The sequence below is a fragment of the Rhodoblastus sphagnicola genome (assembly GCF_002937075.1).
GTDB lineage: Bacteria > Pseudomonadota > Alphaproteobacteria > Rhizobiales > Beijerinckiaceae > Rhodoblastus > Rhodoblastus sphagnicola.
The window spans coordinates 1-21,218 of the sequence record NZ_NHSJ01000025.1 but is presented as its reverse complement, the minus strand read 5'-3'; the positions used below and the strand labels follow the sequence as shown (position 1 = coordinate 21,218).

Annotated in this window: 22 protein-coding genes; 13 read left to right on the top strand and 9 right to left on the bottom strand. The window is 58.7% G+C overall.

Going from position 1 to position 21,218, the window contains the following annotated elements; translation table 11 throughout:
• Positions 1-5: 5 nt before the first annotated feature.
• The 5 genes from CCR94_RS24370 to CCR94_RS02265 all read left to right on the top strand — a co-directional run bounded on the left by CCR94_RS24370 (position 6) and on the right by CCR94_RS02265 (position 6,279).
• On the top strand, positions 6-2,294 hold the full coding sequence (locus CCR94_RS24370) for a DUF7007 domain-containing protein (RefSeq protein ID WP_146089817.1): 2,289 nt from the start codon (positions 6-8) through the stop codon (positions 2,292-2,294).
• A 58-nt stretch (positions 2,295-2,352) separates the two neighbouring features.
• Positions 2,353-4,701, top strand: a complete 2,349-nt coding sequence (locus CCR94_RS02280; protein ID WP_104506265.1) for a DotA/TraY family protein — start codon at positions 2,353-2,355, stop codon at positions 4,699-4,701.
• 2 nt (positions 4,702-4,703) lie between these two features.
• Positions 4,704-5,201 (top strand): hypothetical protein, encoded by a 498-nt coding sequence (locus tag CCR94_RS02275; RefSeq protein WP_104506264.1) that lies wholly within the window; start codon positions 4,704-4,706, stop codon positions 5,199-5,201.
• Between the two features lie 49 nt (positions 5,202-5,250).
• Positions 5,251-5,559 carry a hypothetical protein gene (locus tag CCR94_RS02270; protein ID WP_104506263.1) on the top strand — a complete coding sequence of 103 codons (309 nt, stop codon included), beginning with the start codon at positions 5,251-5,253 and terminating at the stop codon, positions 5,557-5,559.
• A 189-nt stretch (positions 5,560-5,748) separates the two neighbouring features.
• The gene (locus CCR94_RS02265) at positions 5,749-6,279 is read left to right on the top strand and encodes a transposase (RefSeq protein WP_104506262.1); all 531 of its coding nucleotides are present in this window, start codon (positions 5,749-5,751) and stop codon (positions 6,277-6,279) included.
• Between the two features lie 67 nt (positions 6,280-6,346).
• On the opposite strand, the gene CCR94_RS02260 is transcribed toward CCR94_RS02265, so the two are convergent.
• Positions 6,347-6,811, bottom strand: coding sequence for a carboxymuconolactone decarboxylase family protein (locus tag CCR94_RS02260; RefSeq protein ID WP_104506261.1), 465 nt, complete (start codon positions 6,809-6,811; stop codon positions 6,347-6,349).
• Between the two features lie 173 nt (positions 6,812-6,984).
• On the opposite strand from CCR94_RS02260, the gene pdxR reads away from it, so the two are divergent.
• A complete protein-coding gene (pdxR, locus tag CCR94_RS02255; RefSeq protein ID WP_206605755.1) occupies positions 6,985-8,472 on the top strand; it encodes a MocR-like pyridoxine biosynthesis transcription factor PdxR in 1,488 nt (495 codons plus the stop codon).
• A 127-nt stretch (positions 8,473-8,599) separates the two neighbouring features.
• Here the strand turns inward: pdxR and CCR94_RS02250 are convergent, their stop codons facing one another.
• The 8 genes from CCR94_RS02250 to CCR94_RS24365 all read right to left on the bottom strand — a co-directional run bounded on the left by CCR94_RS02250 (position 8,600) and on the right by CCR94_RS24365 (position 14,510).
• The gene (locus tag CCR94_RS02250; protein ID WP_425332304.1) at positions 8,600-8,851 is read right to left on the bottom strand and encodes a hypothetical protein; all 252 of its coding nucleotides are present in this window, start codon (positions 8,849-8,851) and stop codon (positions 8,600-8,602) included.
• Between the two features lie 64 nt (positions 8,852-8,915).
• Positions 8,916-9,155: a hypothetical protein gene (locus CCR94_RS02245; protein ID WP_244593902.1), complete on the bottom strand. Its 240-nt coding sequence runs from the start codon at positions 9,153-9,155 to the stop codon at positions 8,916-8,918.
• Positions 9,156-10,781 (bottom strand): IS66 family transposase, encoded by a 1,626-nt coding sequence (tnpC, locus tag CCR94_RS02240; RefSeq protein ID WP_104506258.1) that lies wholly within the window; start codon positions 10,779-10,781, stop codon positions 9,156-9,158.
• A gap of 81 nt (positions 10,782-10,862) precedes the next feature.
• Positions 10,863-11,210, bottom strand: a complete 348-nt coding sequence (tnpB, locus tag CCR94_RS02235) for an IS66 family insertion sequence element accessory protein TnpB (protein WP_104506257.1) — start codon at positions 11,208-11,210, stop codon at positions 10,863-10,865.
• Positions 11,207-11,545, bottom strand: coding sequence for an IS66-like element accessory protein TnpA (gene tnpA / locus CCR94_RS02230; RefSeq protein WP_244593901.1), 339 nt, complete (start codon positions 11,543-11,545; stop codon positions 11,207-11,209). Before tnpA ends, tnpB begins: the two co-directional genes overlap by 4 nt.
• A 184-nt stretch (positions 11,546-11,729) precedes the next feature.
• On the bottom strand, positions 11,730-12,242 hold the full coding sequence (locus tag CCR94_RS02225; protein ID WP_104506256.1) for a hypothetical protein: 513 nt from the start codon (positions 12,240-12,242) through the stop codon (positions 11,730-11,732).
• Positions 12,242-13,489, bottom strand: coding sequence for a hypothetical protein (locus CCR94_RS02220; RefSeq protein WP_146089816.1), 1,248 nt, complete (start codon positions 13,487-13,489; stop codon positions 12,242-12,244). Before CCR94_RS02220 ends, CCR94_RS02225 begins: the two co-directional genes overlap by 1 nt.
• Positions 13,490-13,691: 202 nt before the next feature.
• Positions 13,692-14,510 carry a hypothetical protein gene (locus CCR94_RS24365; protein WP_146089815.1) on the bottom strand — a complete coding sequence of 273 codons (819 nt, stop codon included), beginning with the start codon at positions 14,508-14,510 and terminating at the stop codon, positions 13,692-13,694.
• 626 nt (positions 14,511-15,136) lie between these two features.
• Here CCR94_RS24365 and CCR94_RS02215 point away from each other — a divergent pair.
• From CCR94_RS02215 to CCR94_RS02185, 7 genes are all read left to right on the top strand, one after another.
• On the top strand, positions 15,137-15,538 hold the full coding sequence (locus CCR94_RS02215; protein ID WP_146089814.1) for a hypothetical protein: 402 nt from the start codon (positions 15,137-15,139) through the stop codon (positions 15,536-15,538).
• Between the two features lie 1,027 nt (positions 15,539-16,565).
• On the top strand, positions 16,566-16,886 hold the full coding sequence (locus CCR94_RS24360; protein ID WP_146089813.1) for a COG3415 family protein: 321 nt from the start codon (positions 16,566-16,568) through the stop codon (positions 16,884-16,886).
• A gap of 222 nt (positions 16,887-17,108) precedes the next feature.
• On the top strand, positions 17,109-17,549 hold the full coding sequence (locus CCR94_RS24355) for a hypothetical protein (protein ID WP_146089812.1): 441 nt from the start codon (positions 17,109-17,111) through the stop codon (positions 17,547-17,549).
• 163 nt (positions 17,550-17,712) lie between these two features.
• A complete protein-coding gene (gene repA / locus CCR94_RS02200; protein ID WP_104506251.1) occupies positions 17,713-18,918 on the top strand; it encodes a plasmid partitioning protein RepA in 1,206 nt (401 codons plus the stop codon).
• 78 nt (positions 18,919-18,996) lie between these two features.
• Positions 18,997-19,995, top strand: a complete 999-nt coding sequence (gene repB / locus CCR94_RS02195; protein WP_104506250.1) for a plasmid partitioning protein RepB — start codon at positions 18,997-18,999, stop codon at positions 19,993-19,995.
• 153 nt (positions 19,996-20,148) lie between these two features.
• Positions 20,149-20,862, top strand: coding sequence for a plasmid replication protein RepC (gene repC, locus CCR94_RS02190; RefSeq protein ID WP_104506249.1), 714 nt, complete (start codon positions 20,149-20,151; stop codon positions 20,860-20,862).
• A 172-nt stretch (positions 20,863-21,034) separates the two neighbouring features.
• Positions 21,035-21,218: helix-turn-helix domain-containing protein (locus tag CCR94_RS02185; RefSeq protein WP_275112799.1), on the top strand; the 184-nt coding region annotated here is incomplete at its 3' end.

Here is a 21,218-nt window from a genome sequence, read left to right as displayed (position 1 = left end):
GAGCCATGTCGATGGTTGACCCGAACTTCGATCAGAATCCAGCCGACGTGAAAGACGCGGCGACTGAAGCGGCGCCTTGGACGAAATCAACAAACCACTTGCCCGTAGCCGAGGGCATTACCTATCACGAAACCGAAAACAGCTCCGGCTTCCACCTGTCCGACGACAAGAACAAAAAAATCGATGCGGCTTGGCGCGAGCCAAATGGCTGGTACGAAGGTCCGGAGAAATGGTCCGTCGTCGCCATCAACTTTCCCAAAGCGTTCGAGCCGGAAGATGCCCTGGGCGCGCACACGGTCGCGCAGAAAGCGTATCCCGACGCTTACCGCGACTTCACCGCCAAAATGTTTGAGAAACCTGATGAAGACCTGGGGTACGTCAAGATCGCGAACTATCATGGGGCCGGAATTGATCATTTCGAGACGCCGGTCGATCATCGGCTCGTCGTTGCGCCGGAACTGAACGAAAAGATTGACCCCGCCTGGCGCAAGCCTGACGGCCAGTATGTCTCCGATGGAGCGACAACGTCTGGCGCTCGCGCGTCGATCGTCGCCGTGTCCTTTCCGGAACGCTTCGATCCGACCGAATTGGCGGCGGCGCACCAGGACGCCAAAGATTTCTTTCCCGATACCTATCAAAAGGTCATCGGCTCGGCCGCGGCCGCCGAACATGCCCGCCCCGCGTTCGAAGACGAGACCGCGAGCCGTTCCACGACGGTTACGCCGGCGACGCCTGACGCTTCTCCCGTAAAACCCGACCAATCTCTCAAGAATTTGGTATCGGCATTTGACGACGCCGCCCCTGCGGCGACCAAGACTGCGAACACTGCCGCGACCGAACCCACCCAACCCCAACGCAATGAAGCAGCGCCAACTCCTCCACCGGCGACATCCTCTTCGACCAGCAGTCTATCAACCCCGCTGGAAACGTCGCTCCCGAAGGCTCAGCCGCCTCTGAAGGACCTGATGTCGGCGTTTGACGACGGTCCGTCGCCCGCCGTCAGTGCAGAAGCGCCTTCTGCCGCTTCCAAGACAACGGACAAACCCGTCGACATTCCCAACGTCGGCAACAGTCCGCCTGAACGCGGGCAATCGCCGCAAACCACTGCATCGCAGCCGTCACCACCAAATAGTAACACTCCTGAAAATCCCTTTACTGACGATCGTACTGCCGCCTCCTCCTCACATCAACAAATCGACCGTGTGCCTGAAACCCTCCAACGGGCAAACGCGCCACAGCAACCGGAGCGAAATCGCAGCGATCAGCAAAGAACTCGCGATTCAGATCCACATCAACAATCAACGATGCCCCCGATCACCGCTGGCGCCGCCTTGGTCTCTGCTTTCGCGAGCGCGTTCCAGCGCAGCCCGCGCGCGGCGTCCCCTGCTCTCGGCGAGTCAAATCCAAGCCCTGGCCAGCCCGACGCCCCGGCGTTGAAGTCTCGTTGGCCTTCAACAACGCAGGCCGTCAGCACAAGCAGCGGCCCAACTCAGCCCGAAGGGCCACAAACGACCCCGACTCAGCCTTCGTCGCCACAGACGACGAGCGGAGCCAGACTGTCTCAACCTACAACCCCGCCAGCGTCGAATGAGGCCGGCGCCGGTCCGATGCGCGGCAGCCTGGCGCTCCGCAACTTGCTGACGGATTTTCGTCCGGAACGCTCCGAATCGATCTCGGTCCAGAAAACGGCGCCCGCTCAAGATCCAGCGTCGCCGGCCCAACCAGGCGGCGCCCGCGCCCTGTTCGAACGGTTCAATCAAAATCGAATGCAGCCACGTCGCGACGCCGATTTGGCGCAAACGGCCGAGCGCGCGGCAACCGCCGCCGTCGGAGCTTTCGAGGCGCTGGAAAAGACCGATTCCGCCGCCATCCTCTCCCGCATCCGTGAGGCGGCGGAAGCATCGCCGGGCGGCATCAAGGAAGTGCTCTCTGAAATGAGGCCGGGCGGCGCTTATGACAATCTCCGCAAGGAATTCAACGCCACGCTCGCTCGAGACGAAAACTTCTCGGCATCCTACGAAAAGGCCGCCAGCGCGCTCGACGCCTACGCCGAGCATCGCGAGGCCGCCGCACCGGTCCTCCCGACAGCCAACGCCGGCATCCTTGCGAGACTGGAGGCTCTCGATGAGCAAATCGTCAAGGCGAGTTCCGAACTCCCGGGAAAGGACTCTGGCAAGAGCGCCCTCGACGAGGCGCTCGACAAGGGGCGAGAGGCGGTGAAAGACCTCGTCGACTCGATCCGCAGCGCATTCTCGCGACAAGGGCCTTCCGCCAGCCCTGGACTTTCGCCGTGAGTTTTTCGAATTCGCGCCAACGCATGGCAGCCTCAAGCACCAACCTCTTGAGGCCGCCATGTCGCAACATCTGTTTAGATTGCTCCCTCTCACCCTTTTCTTCATCTTCGCCATCATTGGCGGCGCCGACGCTCAATCGACGACCAACAGCTTCGACGTCAGCTGGAGCGCCCTCGATCCGGGCGACGATTGGGCCTGGAAAACCATCCAGAGCGTCTTTCCGATCAATGGAACGCCGCCAACTTCAACCGGCGCGGCCGCGAACGTCGTCGGCCTCATCGTTGGCCAGTTGACCGGCTTCGTCATGGCCCTCGCCATGGCGTTTCTCTGCTACATCACCATCATGCACATTCACCGCGTCTCCGAGACGTCGACGCTGTTAACCAACGGCGTGACCAGCCTCGCGGTCGTGCGGATTGGCTTCGCCGCCATTATGATGTTGCCGATGAACTCCGGTTTTTCGGTCGGCCAGTCTTTTGTGATCCAGGCGGCCGGTTGGGGAATCGGAATGGCGCGGTCTGTCTATACCAACGTCGTCCAAGCTGTCGGGCCGGACGCCATGATCGTCGCTGAGCCGATCGTCCCGGGCGCGGGAACCACAATCCTCAACCTGATGCAGGACGAACTTTGCGCCGCCTATGTTAATGCGGCCGCCGGATCCACGATCGTGCCTTCGCCGACCGGAACCGTTGTCGGATCATCCTCATCCGGCGGCGTCGTCACCTACGCGTACCAGCTCAGCGCGGGTCTCGCCACGAACAGCCCGACTTGTGGATCGGTAACAATAAATGAGCCGGTGACGAGCACGGGCGGCAGCGGTTACACCAATATCGCCAATCAGATGGCGCAAAGACAGAAAGATATTCTCGACAGCACGCTGAGCGCGTTGCGCCCGTCGATCCAGAGCATCGCCCAGAAATATTGGACCACCAAGAACCAATCCGCACTGAGCGGCTTGCAGACGCTCTACACAAGTACGCTTCAGAATTACACGACGCAGTTGACGACCGCCGCACAATCGATAACGCAGGATTTGCGCAGCGCCCAACAAGTCCAAGACGCCCGTAATGGCAATCTTGGCCTGATCCAGGGGCAAACGCAGCTCTCCGCGCTCGGATGGACCTCCGCCGGCGCCTATTATCTCGAATTCGCGCGTCTCAACGGCCTGACGCTATCTCTCGCCAGCGCCACACCCGTTGTCAACACACCGTCGTTCCAGGGGCTGTCATCATCGCTGACGACCGACATTGCTCCGCTCTTTGCGTCCTCGACGTCATTGCTTGGAAAGCTCAAAATTTATGTCGGGACCCAGGACTCTCTTTCGCAGCCGAGCGGTTATGCGTCCGTACAAACCGGTCAATATTCAGGCGGCGACCCGAACAGCACGATCGAGCAGGTTTTCCGTGCGCTTAATATTACTCCGGCGCTTCTCAACAGTCTCGTCAACAGCCTGTCGCCCACCAGCAGTCAATGGAACGATCCTTTCGGCGGCTTGATCGCGCTCGGTAACAAGATGACGCTCGCAGCGCTTGGCATATTGGGCGCCGCAGCCGCTTTGACGACCACGGTCGGACAGGCTTCGGCCGTGGCTGGCGGCGTTGCGACGGGCGGCGTCACGGGCGGGCTCGCCGCCGCAGGAGCATCCTCCGTCATCAATTTCCTATCCACGCCGATCTTCGCCGGCGCAAGCCTCTTCCTGGCTCAAGGTCAGATGATCGCCTACGTCCTGCCGATGATTCCCTGGGTCATCTGGATGGCCGGCGTGGCGGGCTATCTCATCCTCGTTTGTGAAGCGTTCGTCGCCGTGCCGCTGTGGATGCTCGCCCACATGACCCTCGAGGGCGAGGGTTTGCACGGGCGGGGGGGGCCGGGTTACGAACTCCTGTTCAACGTTCTGTTCCGGCCGACATTGATGCTGCTCGGCCTCTTCCTCGGCTATTTCGTGTTCGCCTCGATGGCCTGGTTGATCTCAGCGAGCTTCGGTATCGCTGCCGGTTTCGTCCTAGCGAACGGCTGGTTGGTCACGAACGTTCTCGGTTTCCTGACCCTGATGTCTGTGTTCATTTTGACGAATGTGACCGCTGCGATCATGGCGTTCCGCATGGTGGCGCTGATCCCGCATCACCTCCCTCGTCTGATTGGCTTCGGGGGCGGCAACCGCATTGACACGAACGAATTCGCTCAGATCGCCGCTTACCAAGGAACGCGCCAAACAATCGACACTGTTGCAAACAAAGCTAAAGGCGCGCTCTCACCGTCCGCGCGTCGCTTATCAGGCGGCAATTCCTCGCGCCGCTCCGAAAACACTGAAGCGTTAACCGGCCCCACATCGACATCCTCCGGTCTCGATAGTACCATGCAAGCAACCACTGGCATGCGCAACACACAGAAACCTACGGACCTCTAACAATGATCGGCACGGATCCTTCTTTCATGGCTGGGTACATCGCCGGAGAATCGGACGCGCGCAGCACCAAGATCATGTCCAATATCGCCTTGGCGTTTACTGGTCAGGACGTCGTTGAAATCACGCGACGTGATCTCGACGAGCTTTACGCGCGCCTCAATGAGGCTGAAGCAACAGCCGCGAATAACTTTCGCAGTGGGCGCGATTGGAGGACGCTTGCCAAAAATCTGGAACAGGATGTCGCCACCCTGAAATCCAGACTGCACGAAATGAGCAGCGTGACGCGTGAACGCGACGCGCTGCTCAAATTCTTGGATATCGGAGGCCACCTGCTTCACACGCATAGAGTAGGAAAAGCAGATCGACCCGAATTCGCCGAATTACGCGACTTCGCTCTCGACATCGCCTACAAGCATCTCAAGGGCGAGTTTTTCGAAGGTCTCGGCGACCAACCGAAGAAGCTGGCTTGGTTCAAAAGGCTTTGGAACGCGCTACGCTAGGTCTTCGCGCCACTCACCACGACGATAGGCTCCAGGAGGAGCCTATCGCATGAAATCCACTCTCTTGATCCTGCCCATCGCCGCCCTCGCCCTGACCGGCTGCGCTAGTCCCAACCTGAAAAAACCCGACAGCTACAGCGCGCCCGCCGCGCCGCCGATCCATAACTTTTTCTACGATCCTTTCGCCGCTTATGGTTCGTCCAATGCCACTTGGCGACCGCCGGTTTACGATCGCCAAGGCACAATCGTGAAACCCGCCGAGCCCGCCTCCCAAGGCACGCGCCCGGACTACGAACACGCCGGCTGGGCAACCGGGGCGGCCGGCAGGGACGCTAATCGTCCGCCCGGCACGTTCTGACGCTTTCGTCTCGATCAGGAACGGATAACTCAGCCATTCATCCACCACATCAAAGGAAAAGCCCGGCGCCAAGCGCCGGGCTTAAATCGTATCCCTCCGGTGAGGGCCGCCTTCCCCGAAGCCGGAGCAGCATCGTAAATTAACAGCGCTACAAGCAGTGGTGTTTGCGGCGCTGTTAGAGACAGTGCGATGGGCCAAGTTCAGGTAATCAGCGGGGTTGAGCGTCGTCGGCGTTGGAACGATGACCAGAAGCGAGCCATTGTCGCGGCGGCGTTTGCGCCCGGTGCCGTGGTGGCGGAGGTCGCCCGACGAGCGGATATCAACAGCGGACAGATCTATCGGTGGCGGCGTGATCTTCAGATGTCGCCGCCAGGATTTGCCGAAGTTGTCGTCTCTTCGGTTGTCGGCCCTTCGGATATATCCGCTTCGATGATCGATGTCGCGTTGAGCGACGGCACCCATGTCCAGATTCCGGCCACGACCCCACCGGAGTTGTCAAACGTGGCCGCCGCGAGGGCTGCCTATTACGGCGCGGTGGCGTCACTTCTGACCAATGCTGGCGACAGCATCGAGACCGCCTATCAGGCCGCGGTCTCGGCGCAGCAATCTGTCGTCGATGCCCGGCAAGCATCGGCACAGATCCCGGATCTGATTGCTAAGCTCACCACCGCAACATCCGCCGCCACGAGCCTGCTGAACGCCGCCAAAGGCGCCATTTGAGCCAAGCAGGCCCCCGTGACGCCGATGCGTGGTGGCGGCCATACGAACGGCTTTGCCCTGAGCCCGTCTATACCGCTTTCGGCCCGTCGATCGGGTGCTGGAAACGCAGACCGACGGCCAGACGGTTCCAGATGTTGATGGTGCCGATAGCGACCGTGATCTTTGCGATTTCCTCATCGCTGAAATGGGCCTTCAGAGTCTCGAAATCGCTGTCCGGAATACCGGTCTGGGCGATGTTGGTCACTGCCTCGACCCAGCCGAGAAGAGCCCGCTCGCGGGCATCATAGAGAGGGGATTCCCGCCAGACGCTGAGCAGTGCGATCCATTGTTCGCTCAAACCGTCATGGCGGGATTCCTTGACATGCATATCCACGCAAAAGGCGCAGCCATTGATCTGAGAGGCCCGCAATTTGATCAGGTGAATCAGACGCGGCTCAAGACCGCATTTCTGAACATACTGTTCCAACGCGAAAACGGCCTTGTAGGAGTCCGGGGCGACCTTCTTGATATCAAGACGGGGATGTGTCGACATGACTGTGTCCTTTGATTGGGGAACCGGCCGGGTTTCGCTCTGAGGCTGTCAAAACAGGCGCCTGGCGGCACCGGCGGGAAGAATTGCTCCGGGCCACACTATCGTCTTGCATCTGGCCAATGGATAGACCCAAGAATGGTGAAAATCATTGGCCTATGACGGAGACGGGCCCCATGTTTTCCCTGACACTCAACCGACGATCCGCGATCTCGCTGACCGACCAAATTCATGATGCTGTCCGGGACGCCATCCGCACCGGAACACTGGCCAAATTGACCCGCCTTCCCTCAACCCAGGATCTGTCGGCTCAATTGGGGGTCGCCCGGGGAACCGTCCGACGGGCCTATGACCGGTTGATCGACGACCAATTGATTGTATCCAAGGGGGCAGCGGGCACCTGGGTTGCCGACGCGCCGGCCCCACGTCCTTCCCCACGTCCTGCCTCCGAAAGCGAGATGACCGAAACGCCGCCCGGACTATTCCATCCCTTCGACGCGCCGCCGGCAATATTTCAAATGGGCGTTCCGGCCCAGGATATCTTTCCCTTCAAACAATGGTCTCGCATCCGGATCCGTGCCACGAGAGCCGAAACGCTGTCGCCGCTGAACTACCCCGACCCCTGCGGAAATGCCCGTCTCCGCCATGAAATCGCAGCCTATTTAGCGATATCGCGCGGGGTGCGTTGCTCCGTTGATCAGATTTTTGTTACAAGCGGTTTTACCGGCGCCTTGGGGATGGCCTTGCAGGCGCTGTCTTTGTCCGGCGCGGAGGTGTGGTGTGAGGATCCGGGCTTTCCCAAAACCCTGACGGCGCTCCAATTGGCAGGACTGACCGTCCGCCCCATTCCCGTCGACGCGGCGGGCCTGAACGTTGCCGCAGCAAAGATGGTGGCAGGAAACGCCGCCCTGGCGGTCGTGACACCGGGGCAACAAGCCCCTCTCGGCATGACCATGTCCCTGGAGCGGCGCCGGGACCTCCTGACCTGGGCCGAAGAGAGGGGGGCCTGGATTATCGAGGATGATTATGTCGGCGAGTTGCAACTGCGCGGACGCGCCGCGCCGGCCCTGGCCGCTCAGGACACATCCGGTCGGGTCCTTCATATCGGCACCTTCAGCAAAACCATCAGCCCCGCCCTGCGATTAGGCTTTCTCGTCGTCCCGCCAGCCTTGGCCGCCCCTGTTGGCGAAATTGCCGACCACCTGTCCCCCGCCCCCAACGGGGCGGTCCAAATCGCGGTGGCGGATTTCATGGCCGGCGGACATTACCTGCGCCATTTGCGGCATATGAAACGCCTTTACGCCGCGCGCAAGGCCCTGCTCGCCGATACTCTGGCCCGTCATCTTCCGGCAAACCTCTCGCTGGGGATCGACGGAGCCCTCTCGATTCGTCTCCATCTTCCCGACGAGAGCGACGATGTGGCAATGGCACAAAGAGCCCTGTCCCATGGGCTCGCCCCCGCTGTGCTCTCGCAATGGTATCAAGGCGCCGTTGTCAAAAAGGGACTTCTTCTTTGCGTGACCAATGTCCATGCAAAAACGGTCGTCCGCGATTGCGAGAAACTTCTCGACATTATTATGCATGAGACAAATACGTCCTCACAACAGGATGGAAGCCGAACTTGGATTGCTCGGATGTCTTTGGATTTGCACGGAGTGTCTTAAATCACGTTGACGGCTTTTTAGGTTATAACGCAGCCCGTGCCGCTGCCTGACGACAGGCTCTAATGGTTCTGGCCGTCGAGGACGGCCACAGCGTATAGGCGGATCTTCGGATCCACAGAGACGGTCGTCAGCCCCTCATGGACAGCCGAAGGCATTCGACGGCATCCTCAGAGAAGGCCATGACGCCGTCGTCACCCAGTCCATAGACCCAGATCAAGCCGTCTTCAGGCTCCATCTGATTGGCAATATCCCAAAGGCAGTCTTCGTCCACGCCAAGGTCGATTGCGACGCGGGCGATTGTTGTGACGCTGTGGACCTTGTTGCGCTGAGTGCTCATCAGGCCGCGTCGGCGACGCCGGTTTGCGGCGTCCAGTTCCACGGAAGCAGTTCATCGAGCCGATGGGCCGGATGTTCGTATCCCTCCGGCGTAGACCGCAGGCGGCCTATTCCTGATTGGTTTCCGGGTGCGCCTTGTTTATCTCGATGAGGTCCTGAAGGCATTCGATGCCATCGTCGGAGAAGGCCATGACGCCGTCATCCCCTGGTCCATAGACCCAGATCAAGCCGTCTTCGGGCTCCATCTCGCCAGCAATGTTCGATAACCAGTCTTCGTCCACGCCGAGCTCGATTGCGACACGGGCGATTGTCATGACGCTATGGACCTTGTTGCGTTGGGTGCTCAATCAGGCCGCTTGGGCGACGCCGGTTCGCGGCACCCAGTTCCATGGGAGCAGTTCGTCGAGCTGATGGGCCGGATGGGCCGCGATGCGTGACAGGACGTCAGCCAGCCAGGCTTGCGGATCGACGTCATTCATTTTGGCGGTGACGATGAGACTGTACATGGCCGCCGCGCGTTGCCCGCCGCGGTCGGAACCGCAGAACAGCCAAGACTTTCGGCCCAGCGCGATTCCTCTCAGCGCCCGTTCGGCGGCATTGTTGGAGAGGCAGACCCGTCCGTCGTCCAGGAACCGGGTGAACGAGGACCAGCGCTTGAGCATGTAGTTCATCGCTTTGAACAGATCATGGTTCCGCGAGAGCTTGGTGCAGGCGTCTCGCATGGAGACCTCAAGGACCTTGACCAGGGGGGCGCTGTGCTGTTGGCGGTACGCCCTGCGTTCCTCGGCGCTGCAGCCATTGATGGCACGTTCGATCTCGAACAGAGCATCGATTTGATGCACCATCTCTATGGCCATCGGAGAGAGGGGGATCTCCTTCTTACCGGCCGCTTTGCGCCGGGCGTTCTCCTCAAGATCGGCCATGGCAAAGAAGGGCCGGCGCGCATGCGCCCAGCAGGCCGCTTCCTCGATCGGGCCGGGCTGGCGGGTGGGCTCATAGAGTTTGGTGTAGCCACCGAAGGCGTCCGCCTGGAGGATGCCAGTGTACCGGGCCAAGTGCGCTTGCGGATGCTCGCCCTTGCGATCACGCGAGTAATAGAACATCGCCGCCGGCGGAGCTTGGCCCCCGAACGGGCGATCGTCGCGCACATAAACCCAACATCGCCCGACATCGCATTTGCCCTGCGCCAACACCGGCACGGTCGTGTCATCTCCGTGCAGGCGTTCGGCCGCCATCACATGGGCTTCCAGCCGGGCCAGCAAGGGCGCAAGCACCGAGCAACTGGCCCCGACGGCGTCCGCCGCCGTTGATAGGCTGATCGGAACACCCTCCCGGGCATATCGCTCCACCTGGCGGTTCAAAGGCTGATGCTGGCCGAACTTCTCGAACAGGATCATCGCCAGCAGGCTTGGGCCGGCCCAGCCCCGCGGGATCACATGGTAGGGCGCCGGCGCCTGGCTGATCTTCTCACAGTCCCGGCAGCTAAACTTCTCCCGGACGGTCTCGACCACCTTCCACTGCCGCGGGATCGACTCCAGCGTCTGGGTCACATCCTCGCCGATTTTACGAAGGCGCGTCCCGCCGCAGCAGTCGCAGATCGTCGGCGGATCGATCACCACCCGTTCCCGCGGAAGATGCTCGGGGAAGGTCGCGCGGACATCCGGACGCTTGCGCGTAAAACCTTTGACCGTCGTCTTGGCGGCGGCCCGTTCCGCCGCGATCTCATCTTCCGTGGCGCTTCCCGCCAGCTCTTCGAAGGTGAGCTCCAACTGGTCGACGAGACGAGCGCTGCGCTCCGCCTTGGGCCCATAGAGCTGCCGCTGCAACTTGGCGATGACGAGCTTCTGATGCGCGATGAGAGCCTTGTCGTCGGACTCGACGGCGCGGGCGATGGCATTCTCAGCCCAAGCCTTCAGCAGCGCTGCTTTCAGCGCATCAACGTCATCGGGGAGGTTGCGCGGCCGTGATTCCATACCCAGAAGTGAATCATAAAACGACCCGTTTGACTCCTAAAAAATGGCGGAAATACGAAGAAAAATGCGCTATCCGCCACCTTATCCGGCGCGCTCCGGCCGGAACGTCAAACGGGGATTCCGCCAGTCGATTCCATCGAGCATATAGGCCAGTTGAGCGGCGGAAATGGCCACCATACCGTCCGCCGGTGACGGCCAGATGAATCGGCCACGCTCAAGACGTTTTGCATAAAGCGACATTCCGAGCCCGTCATGCCAAATAATTTTTACCATGTCGCCGCGCCGTCCACGGAAAACGAACAAATCGCCGGCATGGGGATCGCGATGCAGCGTCTCTTGAACCTGAAGCGCCAGACCGGTCATGCCGCGCCGCATATCCGTTCGCCCGACCGCCAGCCAGACCCGCACATTGCTCGGAACCGGGATCATCGGTGCACCAGCGCCTTGACCACCGCCGACGCCAACTCCGGCGGGGTCATGGCTGCGATCTGGACGCGCGTGCCGTCGCTCAACGCGACGTCAATTACCGAAGCGGAAATGTCGGATGGCCCAGCCGAAGAGACGACAACTTCGGCAAATCCTGACGGCTCCATCCGAAGATCTCGCCGCCACCGATAGATTTGCCCGCTGTTGACATCCGCTCGCCGGGCGACCTCCGTCACCACGGCGCCGGGCGCAAACGCCGCCGCCACAATCGCCTGCTTCTGCTCGTCACTCCAACGGCGACGACGCTCAACTCCGCTGATTACCTGAACTTGGCTCATCGCACTGTCTCTTGCAGTGCTGCAAACACCACTGCTTGCAGCACTGCTAAATTACGATGCGTCCCAGCCCGATGGAAGGCGGCCTACGCCGGAGGGATACCTTAAATCATATGAGCCGTTTGAATATCTGCGGTCGACACCACCGAGGCGTCGGGCGTCGCCCTCTCGACAATTGACCACAACCTCAGTGCGGCCAGAACGGTTCATTCGTATGCAAGAACTCGCTCGCCGTCACATGGCTCAGAGTACGGAGCCTGAAATTGTCGAGCGCAAACTTGAAGGCCATCAGGAAAAACAGGATGCAAAAGGGACTGAATTCGATCGTGGTCACAAACGGTCCAGACGTCCACGATTCGCCAGCGATCCGATAGGCCAGGAAAAAGAACGCAGCCCAGCCCAACGCGAAACAAGCGTAGGCCGCTCTCGCCGTTTCTCGCCGTCGCCGCGCAAGAAGCGCCCTCGCCTGCCGATCCGAAAGCCCCTTCTCTTCGGCGAAGGAAGAGAGATCAATCAATCGATCCCCGTCAACAATAACCTGCTGATCAATCTCTTTGGCGCGCTTCACTTGCGACCAGATCTCGGCCGCCTGCTCTTCAATCGCGTTCTTGCCCTTCTTGATCTCTCGCCAGGGCACGAACACGAACGGGATTTTCATCAAGCCGCCCAGCCTGCGGCCGAGACCACGAAACAAGCCCATCAGATCCTCCCCACGACCGCAGTGACGAACGCTTTAAAATCGGTGGGCATTCCGTCGAGGCGCCCCTCCAGGCCATCGGGCTTTCGGAAGAAGAAGGTGGGTGTGCCCGTCAGTTTGATCGCTTCGGCGATCTGTCCGTTGCTTTGCAGTTTCGCTTCGGCTGCGCCGGTCGCGGGAACGGTGAAAACACGCTGCGCCCAGGCCGACGCCATGCTTTCCGTCGGGACGCTCAACAGCGATAATGCCGCTTTCGTGCTCATCCCGTTGTCCTCGTGATCGAGGATCGAGATCGGTACGATTTTCAGCTGTATGCGCCCCGCCTCCGCATAGGGCTTCAAGGCGTCGAACGCTCGAATCGAATACGAACAAGCCGGATCGACGATCATCCACACGACCGGCGCGCCATCCGGGCCGATGGCGCCGAACGCCGCCTGCTGCACGGTCGCCAAGCCCGCAATCGCACCCTTGTCAGCGAGAACTTTCTTGACGTCGCCGACATCCACCGTCGGCAAGGCCCCGTCAATTTTCGCCACCTGATCGCGCGTCAGGTTCTTGCCAGCCGAGTCCCACATCACGCCGGCGATCGTCGCCTGGTTGTCAGGCGTCACATAGAGCGTCTGAAACTCGGCGCCATTGCGAACGAACAAGCCCGTGAGACCATGCAGTTCGCCAATATTCGTCACCCTGGCGCCGCCGATCGCGAGCAGACGGGCCTTCGACAATTCGAGAACGGGACCGCCGACGACCGCCTCACCATCCGGCGCGACCTGGAGGATCATGAACTGATCGCCAACCTTGGCGGCGACGGAACGAAGTCCGTGCGCCTCGCCAAGATCGAGCAAAGTCGCGCCGGTCGCGGCAATGTGCTTGAGCGCCGGAAACTTGCTCACGTCTTTGAACAGAGGAAGCGTCCCGGCCTGTTCGGGCACGTCGCCACTGGAGGGACTTGCCGTCTCGATGACGGGCGAATTCACGGCCGGCGGCGGCGCGGGCGCGTTGGGTGAAGCTGCCGCGCCGATGGTGATCGGTCCAGTCGGACCAGCCCCCGCGGCAGGCGGCGGCAGAACAGGCGTGCTCGGCTCAACGATCTCCCACGAGACCGCCTTCTTCACAGCGCCGTCGTCGTTCGCCGCAACGAGCACCGCCTTTGGAAAATCGATAGGTTTTGTAAAATCCGCCACACAACGCTCGGCCGCGAGCGCATGAATGGAGCACGACAACATAAGACCGCTCGCCAAGGCGGCCACGCGAATGTGGACCTTCATTCTGATATGCCTCCTGTCTGATGACGAGAAGCACGGTAAGTTCGAGTGGCGCGAATTCAGAATTACGATCAGGTTACGTGAGACGCGAAGGTGGCGTCATGCTTACGCCGGCGGAGACTACAGCCCTCTGCCCCTCAACCGAAGCAAGGAGTTAGTTAGACAAGCTGCAGCGGGCAAAACAATTTCACGTCTTTGCCGACGCTAATAGCGTGGGCTTGCGACGGAATTGTCGTAGAAGTCTATCGAGATCGCCACACATCGACCGTTTCAATGCTAAAAGCGAGACGCCATCACACGATGCTTCATCAAACGTCTCAAACAAAAAAAGCTTCGCTCTGAGACCTTGCAGAGTTGTTGACGGTTGCGCCGCGACTAACGATATCGCTCCATCGACATCGGAAACCGCCGTTCGCATGGTTGTTAACAGCACCCTCCGCTCTGGTTCCATACCGTCTTCGTCACACTGATCATAACGCTCCGCTTCAACTTCAAATCGCTTAACTGCCTCAGAAACCTTATTAACAAGCAGCGCAAGTCGTGGTTCTGCGTTACTAAACTCACTTTGTGTATTTGATGCGAATAGCCTATCATAATCGATCAGGCATGACCTTATTAAGGCGGCAATCTCAGCATTGTCCACAAGAAACAAAAGGATAATATTATATTTCAGTATGAGCCCATATACGGTCTTCGCTCTCGCCTTTTGTAACGAATTGAGCGCTCGCCGACGCTTTTGTTTTAACGATTCTATTCGTGTTGCATCGTCATCACACGACTCGATTGCGACAGACAACTGCTTATAAACGGCGAAACTCCGAACACAAATTGACCAAATGCCGGGGTCTCGTCTTCGTGCATACTCGAAACTTTCTATGCCATATTTAACTATTTGTCTCTGAACCGGAATGCAACTATCAGACCGACTAGGGTGTCCCGCATGACTAATTGCGAATGTATTACTTCGGGCTTGTTCGTTTGAGGTATCGCTTTCCGTCATGGACATCGACCATTCCGCGCAAAATCACGACGACACACGTCCCACCTGAAAATATAGTCGTACTGTAACTCATTTGGCACGCTATTGGAATCCCCTATCGTTACGACAACATCGACGGGTCGCCCTCCCCGGCTATTGACTCAACAAACCTCTACGTGTTCGCGCCAATCACACCCACGCTCATAGCGCCATCATCGAACGGAGGCGTCATGGGTACTCAACACAAAGACATTCGGGCGAGACGGAGATCAACGACGTCCGCCATAGCAATCTGTTCAGGCATGTTCGTAGTCAGCATTTCCTGGGCACAATCTATCGTCCTTCCGCAGGGGCTCCCACCGCAAGTAAAGCCCACATATACCGAACCAGGACTGCCAGCGTTCAATTTCTCGGGAGGTTCGACGCTTGGTGGAGGTAGTGGCGGAAGTGACACCGGCGGTGGAAGCGGCGGAGCCGATGCTGGCGGCGCCGCGCTGGACACTATGAACGCGCAATCCTGGGGTGCTCAGGCGAGCAGCGCCGCGAGCGCCATGGGTGTAAACGCGTCCGCGCTTGCGGCAACTTGCATCATGGAGAGCGGGTGCAAAAATTCTGCGGGAGGAAGCGGCAGTTCGGCCAGCGGCGTCTGGCAAATGATCGACTCGACCTATACCGCAGATATCGCCGGTGCGATCGCGCTCGATCCGTCCATCGCGGCAAACATCACCGCTGGGCTTGACGGCAAAATGGATCCCGCGACACAAGCCTACGCCGCAGCTTATGAGTTGCGGCAAGACGCACTTTTGCTGCAAAAAAACGGCATCAGCAACCCCACAACTTTAGACACGCGAACCTTGTATCAGTTCGGTCAGCAAGGTGGACTTGCTGTAGCTCAAGCGAGCGATTCGGAAAACCTTTCATCGCTTTTGAGCCTCACTCCGTCCCAGCTTGCCGCAAATGGCATCTCATTAAACACAACGGTTGGGCAATGGCGCCAAACCATCACATCTAAACTCGGGTCATCGGCCAGCCAGGTCGTGCTCGCTCAGAAATGAGGATATTTTCAAATGAAAAAATTGCTTTTCTCTCTCTTCCTTCCCGTCTTGACGACATCGATCAGCGCAAACGCCCAAACCGCTCTGCCGGACCTGTCTAAGTATCAATGCTATAAAATTGACATGGTGGGCCTCCACATAAGCGAAGAGGACGCGTTTTACGGAAGAGGCTTTCCGCATGTATTCGCACAACCATCGACTGCGTCCAAGAAGAAGGGAACGGCGATCGGTATCGTGTACGTCAAGTGGCCTCTCGTCACAGTTAATGGTTTCGTGAAAATCCTGAGAGGCACCAACCAAGACGGATGGGTGGCTGAAACGACCGTCGTCCCCTTGCGAAAGGCCGACGGTAGCGTTGGAGGTTGTACGCTAAGTTGGCGCGAGCCAGGCAGGATCCAGTTTCATCTCGAGCCGGGGACAGCGGTCCGATATTGACCCACAACGAGAAGGGTATTTCCTCATGTTTTTGCGCAGCCGACTACAGCATCAAAACAACTCGGCACGACAAGCGAAATCGTCACGATCGCTTGGCCGCCGAAAAGGGAAAACGTGTTTCTTCAGATCCTCTGGGGCACTAACCGTACTGCGTGGGTCGCAGCGAGCACGTTAATTCCCCTGCGCAAGGCCGACGGCAACATCGGAGGATGCAAACTGACATGGAAAGAACCGGGCCGCATCCAGATTGATCTCGATCCAGGAACAGCGGTCCGGTACTGACCAGGGTGCTTACCAGCTATAAGAACGCCGCTCGCGACGCGCGTATTCTTGGCGAGCGGCCGCTCAAGGGGTCACCGAGCGAGTCCGATTTCCGCGCCCCGAGATCAACATCGAATGCCTCAACGACATTTTGACAGCCGTGCATTCAGCGCAAACATGTCGCACTAACAAAAGGATACGCTCAGATTCTTGGATGAACCGCTTTTTGACGGGGGGCGGAGATTCATTGAATGATTCGGCATGATCCGAGCGGGTTTCCTCATCGACACAAAAAAGGAAAAAGCCCTTACCCGCATTGCGCGGGACGGGCTTGAGGAGCATCGCCGCAGCACGGCATGCCACCGCCCTGCTGCTGCTTGATCGCGGAATGAGTTGCGACGGAGTCGCCAGCGTTCTTTTCCTCGGCGACGATACAGTCCGCTCATGGCATGGCTCGTTCAAGACCGGCGGAGTCGACTCCGTTCATGGCTTCGTATTCAAAGGCGGCTCATCCTATTTTACCGCGAAGCAGATCGAGCAGCTTCGTGCGTGGGCGACGAAAACCCTGCCGGGCACCACGCGCGAAATCGGCATTTCATCCGCACGAACTTCGGTCATGACTACACCGGCTCCGCAATCATCAAGCTCATAAACGGATTGGGATTCGAGTGCCGTAGTCGAAGACCATTCCACTCAGGATCACGGTTGAGAAGCACAAGAAGTTCATCGAGTCGCACGACAGCCTTTGCGACCATCTCCAAGCGGACGAGGCGCGCTATGCCGACGCCGTGCACCCTATCCACCAGTCGCGCCCCGCCGGGCGCTGGTGAGCCAAAGCAAGAGAACATCACCCTTCGCTTCCGGACGGAACAGGATGAACGTCCACGGCGCGATCGATTTGGGAGCCGGTGTGACGGTGATCAAGGGGTTGCTGGTCGGTCGATGCCTTGAGCACCGTCAGCTTGCTCGAAGCCATCGAGAGGGCCTATCCACACAATCATCGGATTCACCTCTATCTCTACAATGCCGCGTATCATCACGCAAAGCTGGTGCGGGATTGGCTAGGCCGGGGCGGCGCATCGTCTTGCACTTTGTTCCGGACTACTGCACCCGGATCAACCCAATTGAGCGGTTGTGGGGCGAGATGCCCCACTGGGTCAGCTGCAACAAATGCTACGAGACGTTCAGGGAATACGCCGACGCCTTCCTCCTCTTTCTGAAGGTGGAAGTGCCGAGGCGGTTCAGCGAGTTCTGGTCGCGAACAACAGACAATTTCCGTGTCGTCGATCCGAAAGATTTTCAGCTTGTCGGGTAACGCAGGTATACTACGATTTATTCCGTCAAAGGTGATTTTCATTTCAGCAGCGATCATTAACGAATCGTTTACTAAAAAAGCATTGCCGAACTGGGCGAATCGGGCATAATTCCCGCTTGTAACGAACTTGTGCGCAAAAAAGCGTTATTCCGAGCCCGTAAAGATGATGATGCCCGCCGCAATTGACGATTTAGACAGCTTCCACGAGGCAATTCTCCGCCAAGGGGAATTGATCTCAGATAAGCTGAATATGCTGCGGCTGGAGCATTATCCGCCGAACGCGACAAAAGGGCTGCGCTCTTTTTCGCTGGCTGAAGTCGCGTATTTTTTAGGCGTCACGCCATCCAACATCAAAAAGCTTCATCTCGAGGGAAAGGGGCCGGTGCCAACGACGTCGATATCCGGCCGCCGCACCTATACAGCCGAGCAGATGCTGGAATTGCGTCAATATCTCGATCGACACGGTCGGGCGGATTTCAAGAACTATGTTCCACATCGCCGTACCGGGGAATCGCTGCAGGTCGTCGCCGTGGTCAATTTCAAAGGGGGGAGCGGCAAAACCACTACCGCCGCGCATCTAGCGCAGCATCTGGCGCTGACCGGTCACCGCGTGCTGGCGATCGACCTCGATCCGCAAGCTTCTCTTTCCGCCCTTCACGGCATTCAGCCTGAGCTCGATAAGAATCCGTCGCTCTATGAGGCGCTGCGGTATGACAAGGACAGGAAGCCGATCACGGAAGTGATCCGCCCGACGAATTTTCCTGGTCTGGATATAGTCCCGGCGAACCTGGAACTTCAGGAATACGAATATGACACGCCGATCGCCGCGACCAACAAGGCTTCGGCCGACGGACGGATGTTCTTCACTCGCATTACCGCGGCGTTGAGAGAAGTCGATGATCGTTACGATGTCGTGGTGATCGACTGTCCGCCCCAGCTTGGTTACCTCACGCTGACGGCGCTGACGGCCTCAACCTCGGCCCTCATCACAATTCATCCGCAAATGCTCGATGTGATGTCCATGAGCCAGTTTTTGCTCATGCTCGGCGGCATCTTGCGGTCGATTAGCCAAGCGGGTGCCGAGGTTCGTATGAAATGGTTCCGCTACATGGTCACGCGCTACGAGCCGACCGACGGGCCGCAAGCCCAAATGGTTGGATTTATGCAGGCGCTTTTCCCCAAGCAAATGCTGACCAATCCAATGTTGAAATCCACTGCGATTTCCGACGCGGGGATCACGAACCAAACCCTTTATGAGATCGAGCGATCGCAATTCACCCGAGGCACTTACGATCGCGCACTCGATGCACTCAACGCGGTCAACGAGGAAATTGTCGATTTGATTCACCGTGCATGGGGACGAAAATGATTGGATGTTTGACAGCCGTGCATGGGCCGAAAATGCCTAGATTCGTCAGTGTGTTGGCGTGGATCAAGGGAGCCTAGGATGGCGCGGAAAAATCTTTTATCAAGTGTCACTGCTGATCTGGAGCCATCCAAGGGCGATCACGAAGCTCGGACAGATTACGCTCGTCGCGGCGCGTCGCGCTCGATGTTGGTCTCTATCGACGAAATGGCGGAAAACGCCAAAAAAATGGCTGCTGGAGAAACCATCGTCGACCTCGATGTGGATGTAATCGACGGCTCCTTTGTCTCCGATCGCATCGAGACCACCGACGAGGACTATCTCTTGTTGCGTGATGCGATCAAGCAGAATGGGCAATCAACCCCGATTTTGGTCCGTCCTCATCCGCACCACAACGGGCGCTATATGATCGTGTTTGGTCATCGTCGTGCGAGGGTGGCGAAGGATCTCGGAGTACCAGTTCGCGCCGTAGTCAAGAATATCGAGGATGTCGCCCACATCATTGCGCAAGGGCAGGAAAATGCCGCACGCGCCAATCTATCGTTCATTGAAAAGGCGATCTTCGCCAAGAAGCTGCTGGGCATGGGTCAGAGCAAGGACACCATCAAAGCCGCGCTTATGATCGACGATACCTTGCTGTCGCGAATGCTTTCGGTAGCCGAAACAATTCCATTGACGGTAATCGATGCGCTCGGCGCCGCTAAATCCATCGGGCGAGATCGATGGGAGGAACTGAAAAAGCTGGTGGCGCATCCGGCGAACGCCGAACTCGCTTGCCAGGAAGTCGCCTCCGCGGAATTCATAGCGAAGGAAGCTTCCGAGCGTTTCAATTACCTGTTGGCGCGACTGGTCGCGTCGCGAAAATTGCATCGAAGGGCGCGACCAAGCAAAGCGGAACCTGCGTCTTGGGCGGCCGACGACAATTTGATCGCCGCGAGCATCCAGAACACCGGGAAAACTTATAGCCTCTTGCTCAAATCAAAAAACGCGAGCGAGTTTGGCCGCTTCATTTCGTCGAATCTTGACTCGCTTTATCGAGCGTTCATAGCGACGAGGGTGGGTAAGGAAACAGGAGACTAGCCAGCAAAAGAAAAAGCCCCCGAACGTTGCCGCGCGGAAGCCTTTCTCTGATCTAAGCAGTCTGAGAATCCCATCTCTGCGAATCACTGTCAAGCATTTTTGGCGCAACTTCGGCGAGCTGATTTCTTTTGCCTAATCGTAAGGTGAAAGAAAGTGGAACCACATCAATCGACGACGCCCTTTGGGCGGCGGCACTTGGCGCTTGCCCATGTGGCGGCAAAAGCACGGACGCCAGAAAGGTTCGCGCATAAGTGGACCGTATTCCGGGCGATCTGCGCGGCGCGGGTGCGTTTCTGCGTGTCCGAGCGCGCTCTGGCCGTGCTCGACGCGCTGCTGACCTATCACCCCGGAACGGTGCTCAGCGGCGAGGACCCGGTCGTCTTTCCATCGAACGGGCAACTCAGCTTGCGCGCTCATGGCATGGTGCCGGCGACACTCAGGCACCATCTCGCCGTTCTGGTCGACGCCGGATTGATCGCGCGGCGGGACAGCCCCAACGACAAACGTTTCGCGCGCAGGGACGGGGCATGGAAGGTCGAGGTCGCCTCCGGCTTCGATCTCGCCCCACTAATAGCCCGCGAGGACGAATTTGAGGCGCTGGCAGAAGCCGTGTGCGCCGAGGAGCGCGCACCAAAGCGTGTCGACAAACCAATCACCATCTACCGGCGCGATACCGGGAAGATGATCGTGACGGGCATTGAAGAGGGCGTTCCTACTGTTAGCGCGAGGGAGCCAGCTAATAGGCGCCGAGACATCGTGGCCAGGATCCTAAACGACCCTGCGATTTCGCACGGATTTCATATTCGCGCCAATCGATGCCGGACTGTGCCTTCGTCACATCGAAGGAGGCACTGCTCAACAAACTGATTCCGTAACCAACTGGAGAAACGCGCAAAGAAAAAGCTCCCGAAACGTCTCCGTCCCGGAAGCCCCACAAATTCTGTCTGCAACTCAGAAATTATGGCTTCCCCACATCGCTGTCAAGAGTCGGCGCCGTTTTGGCGAGCAGGTTTTCTTTGCCTGAACGAGGGCAAATAGAATGGAAACAACACACCAACCCCCGACGACTGCATTCGGGCGGCGATCGCTGACGCTCGCCCATGTGGCCAGCCAAGCGGCGTCAAAAGCGCGCCCGCCGGAAAAAGTCGCGCACAAATGGAACGTGTTTCGGGCGATCTGCGCGGCGCGCGCGCGTCTTGGCGTGTCCGAACGCGCCCTGACGG

Excerpts from the sequence above, each read along its gene's own strand:
- CCR94_RS24370 (WP_146089817.1), top strand. The coding sequence starts at position 6 with ATGTCGATGGTTGACCCGAACTTCGATCAGAATCCAGCCGACGTGAAA.
- CCR94_RS02280 (WP_104506265.1), top strand. The coding sequence starts at position 2,353 with ATGTCGCAACATCTGTTTAGATTGCTCCCTCTCACCCTTTTCTTCATC.
- CCR94_RS02275 (WP_104506264.1), top strand. The coding sequence starts at position 4,704 with ATGATCGGCACGGATCCTTCTTTCATGGCTGGGTACATCGCCGGAGAA.
- CCR94_RS02270 (WP_104506263.1), top strand. The coding sequence starts at position 5,251 with ATGAAATCCACTCTCTTGATCCTGCCCATCGCCGCCCTCGCCCTGACC.
- CCR94_RS02265 (WP_104506262.1), top strand. The coding sequence starts at position 5,749 with ATGGGCCAAGTTCAGGTAATCAGCGGGGTTGAGCGTCGTCGGCGTTGG.
- CCR94_RS02260 (WP_104506261.1), bottom strand. The coding sequence starts at position 6,811 with ATGTCGACACATCCCCGTCTTGATATCAAGAAGGTCGCCCCGGACTCC.
- pdxR (WP_206605755.1), top strand. The coding sequence starts at position 6,985 with ATGTTTTCCCTGACACTCAACCGACGATCCGCGATCTCGCTGACCGAC.
- tnpC (WP_104506258.1), bottom strand. The coding sequence starts at position 10,781 with ATGGAATCACGGCCGCGCAACCTCCCCGATGACGTTGATGCGCTGAAA.
- tnpB (WP_104506257.1), bottom strand. The coding sequence starts at position 11,210 with ATGATCCCGGTTCCGAGCAATGTGCGGGTCTGGCTGGCGGTCGGGCGA.
- tnpA (WP_244593901.1), bottom strand. The coding sequence starts at position 11,545 with ATGAGCCAAGTTCAGGTAATCAGCGGAGTTGAGCGTCGTCGCCGTTGG.
- CCR94_RS02225 (WP_104506256.1), bottom strand. The coding sequence starts at position 12,242 with ATGGGCTTGTTTCGTGGTCTCGGCCGCAGGCTGGGCGGCTTGATGAAA.
- CCR94_RS24365 (WP_146089815.1), bottom strand. The coding sequence starts at position 14,510 with ATGTCCATGACGGAAAGCGATACCTCAAACGAACAAGCCCGAAGTAAT.
- CCR94_RS02215 (WP_146089814.1), top strand. The coding sequence starts at position 15,137 with ATGATCGACTCGACCTATACCGCAGATATCGCCGGTGCGATCGCGCTC.
- CCR94_RS24355 (WP_146089812.1), top strand. The coding sequence starts at position 17,109 with ATGAACGTCCACGGCGCGATCGATTTGGGAGCCGGTGTGACGGTGATC.
- repA (WP_104506251.1), top strand. The coding sequence starts at position 17,713 with ATGATGATGCCCGCCGCAATTGACGATTTAGACAGCTTCCACGAGGCA.
- repB (WP_104506250.1), top strand. The coding sequence starts at position 18,997 with ATGGCGCGGAAAAATCTTTTATCAAGTGTCACTGCTGATCTGGAGCCA.